Source organism: Rhodococcus sp. R1101 (assembly GCF_000278445.1).
GTDB lineage: Bacteria > Actinomycetota > Actinomycetes > Mycobacteriales > Mycobacteriaceae > Rhodococcus > Rhodococcus gordoniae.
Map to the genome: position 1 here is coordinate 1 of NZ_AJVB01000633.1, position 1,834 is coordinate 1,834.

Genomic DNA, 1,834 nt, shown 5'->3' on the forward strand with positions numbered 1-1,834 from the left:
CTCCCGGTGCGGCTTCGGGCACCGGCGGAATCGGAGGGGGTGGCGAGACGGGATCGATCCGATCGTCCATCGACGAGTCCACCGGGTCGAGGAGGGTGTGCCAACCGCGGTTCAGTTCCGACCATGCGGGGGGAGCCACCCACGCCACCGCGACGAGCGCGAGGATCGCGATCAGCGCGATGATCCACCGGCGCGGCGACAGGCGCCTCTTCTTGCGATGCCACACCTTCCCGGCGGGTGGGCGCGGGCGGTTCGGGGTACGAGTCCGCTCCGTCGTCGGGATCGGCATGTTCGCCCGTTCCGCGATATCGCTCTCCGAACGGGCGTGCCCCTTCACGGCGGAGACGAGCGCGGCGATCTGAGACCGCTTCCTTGCCCTCTCGGTCTCGTCGAATTCCGTTGCGGCAGCATAACGGGCCCGTCTCGCCAGGCCGACCGGATCCGACGATTCGGCGATCGCCGCGTCCACCCGATCGGCAAGCGCTTCGTTACGGCAGTTCGTCACGATCCGGCGGAGCAGACCTGTCGTCGCATCACGCACCTCGTCCCAGGATCCCGCACTTCCGGCGCTGTCGATGGTGAGCTCTCCGTTCTCGGACACCATCACGGCATCGCCTCGGAGACGGATCGGATGATGGCCCCGGCCGTGCGCGAGTTCGAGCTGATCGACCGCGTCGGTGACGAGCAGCGCGGCCTGCGCAGACGTCAAAGTCACGACGGCAAGCAGTCTTCCGAGTTCTACGCCGCCGCCCCCTGCGTCGTCGTCCACTCGTGTGTCCGGTCCGGAGCGAACCTCGACGGGCTCGTGGTCTCTCGCATGGATTCCCAAGACTGCTTCGATCATCGCGCATCCCGAAAACGCCAGGCCTCCCGCAAGTGTCAGCCAGACCGGAGCGGGCGGGTGAATTGATCTGGGAGTACCTTTCCCCCTCGACGACGTGCTGCCGAAATTCATTGTGTGTCATTTGCGCACGAGTTGCCTCGGCTTTCGAACGAAACCTTGTGACACATCTGTCCCAAAGCTGTTACCGCCGGGAACATCCACCGATCACTCGCCGTCCGCATGCACCGTGTGGGGACGTGCCGGGAAGTGGCGCCGGGCGTCGTACGGTTCGAGCCACACCTGCACCGTCGCGAACAGTCCGCGCTGCGGAAGCCGGAAGTCGCCGAGGCGGTCCTGCCGGCTCAGGGGACCTTCCGGACCGAGATCCACTCCACGGACCACGGCGTGCTCGGTATGGGCAACCCACAGTTGCCGCGGGTCGGCCCGGAACCACTGCCCGTTCGGCAGGTGCCCACCGAGCCGCACCCGGCCGGCGCCGAGCACCGGTCCGGCGAGACGCCCCATCGCGGCCAGCACCGTCGGACTGTGCCGGAGCACATCGGGCATCAGACTGCCCGCCGCGTTCATGACGGTGGTCGCCGGCGATGTGGTCATCCGGAGATCCCACTCCAGTTCGGTACCGGCCGTCACATGCAGGGCGGCCGGCCCGGTCCATTCGGCACGCACGTCGGTCTGCTCCGTTCGGTTCAACGCGTGACCGAGATAACGAGGGCAGCTCAGCTCCGGCGGGACGTCGCTGTACACCGTCCACGTGCCCTCCGGGTCGCGGTGCCATACGGACGTGAAGCCATCGCCGATGCTGGTCGTCGGGAATCTGCGCAGCGCGAGATAATGGCCGCTCGCGAACGGCGCGCCGATCACGGCGTAGCCGGCGAAACGCTCTCCGGAAACCCGGGGCAGTTCGCAGGACCTCTCGGCAGCTGCGTGCGGGGTGATAGTCATGATCGTCCTCCTGAATTGCGGGTACTTCGATCCTGGGCTCACCGCCCC

The 1,834-nt window shown here is 67.3% G+C and carries 1 protein-coding gene and 1 pseudogene; both read right to left on the minus strand.

The annotated features are described in order from the left end of the window. Positions 1–715 (minus strand): annotated as a pseudogene (locus tag R1101_RS0122585) (hypothetical protein); the annotation flags it as partial. Between the two features lie 333 nt (positions 716–1,048). After that, positions 1,049–1,786: a hypothetical protein gene (locus tag R1101_RS0122590; protein WP_016935480.1), complete on the minus strand. Its 738-nt coding sequence runs from the start codon at positions 1,784–1,786 to the stop codon at positions 1,049–1,051. Between the last annotated feature and the right edge of the window lie 48 nt (positions 1,787–1,834).

Bases quoted from the DNA above. Each gene is read 5' to 3' on its own strand.
- R1101_RS0122590 (WP_016935480.1), bottom strand. From the start codon at position 1,786: ATGACTATCACCCCGCACGCAGCTGCCGAGAGGTCCTGCGAACTGCCC.